Annotated in this window: 1 protein-coding gene; it reads right to left on the reverse strand. The window is 61.0% G+C overall.

Translation table 11 applies throughout. The features are described from left to right. Positions 1 to 1,008, reverse strand: a 1,008-nt coding sequence (locus F6X42_RS42775; protein WP_187639751.1) for an IS256 family transposase, incomplete at its 3' end; no start/stop codon positions are given. Positions 1,009 to 1,126: the final 118 nt, after the last annotated feature.

The following is a 1,126-nucleotide window of genomic DNA, read 5'->3' on the forward strand; positions in this document are numbered from 1 at the left end:
TTCCGCCGGGTAATCGTAAAAGGCCAACAGGCTTTCCCGGTCCTTCTTCAACGTTTCGGTGGCTTTCGGATACTTCGCCGCGTAGACCGTCACGAAACGATCGAAGGCGGCGTATGCGTCAGCGCGCGTCGCGGCCATCCAGATCGCCTGCAGGTCTGCTTTGGCTTTGCCTTGCTGCGACTTCGGCAGCGCATTGAGCACGTTGCCCATCTTATGGAACCAGCAGCGCTGGCCTCGCGTCGCAGGAAACACTTCTTCCAGCGCGGCCCAGAAGCCCATCGCGCCGTCGCCGATCGCCAGCAGCGGACCAGCCTGCAGGCCTCTCGATTTCAGGTCGAGCAGCAGTTCCTGCCAGGACGCCTTTGACTCCCGGTACCCATCGCCGATCGCCACGCGCTCCTTGCGCCCATCCGGCCTCACGCCGATGATCACCAGCAGGCACTGGCCGTCCGAATTCTCGCTTCGCAGCCCCGTGTGGATCCCGTCGACCCACCAATACACGTAGTGCGATTTCGACAGATCACGTTGGCTCCAGCTGGCATGTTCGTCGGCCCACTGCGCCTTCAGGCGGCTCACCACATTGGCCGACAGACCCTTGGCATCTTCGCCTAGCAGGACGCTCAGAGCCTCGCTCATGTCGCCTGTCGAGATGCCTTTCAGATACAGCCACGGCAGCGCAGCACTCACGCGTGGCGACTTCCTCACATACGGCGGCACAATCGACGAATTGAACTTCACACCAGATCCTGATCGATCGCGAACCTTCGGGACCTTCACGGCAATTGGCCCAGCCGCCGTCAACACTTCGCGCTCAGGCAGATAGCCGTTGCGCACCACGGCGCGCTGGCCGTGCAAGGTCTTGACGTTCTCGAACCGCTCCAGCAGCGCCGCGAGCTCGGCTTCGATCGCCTGCTGGATCACCTGCCGGGCTCCGTGCCGCACCAGTTCGTCCAGACCCAGACCGGCTCCCGATAGACCAACGACTTCTTTTTCCGTAAACTTGTTCATGGTGGATGGTTTGTTGTTTGCTGGTTTCCGACTTCGACAATCAGATTCTCAGCTGAAACCTCCACCGCCTACAATCTCCCGCCTCAACTCCCCCGTACACCACTTCCGACTTTAGCTC

Source organism: Paraburkholderia podalyriae, from assembly GCF_014397785.1.
Classification (GTDB): domain Bacteria; phylum Pseudomonadota; class Gammaproteobacteria; order Burkholderiales; family Burkholderiaceae; genus Paraburkholderia; species Paraburkholderia podalyriae.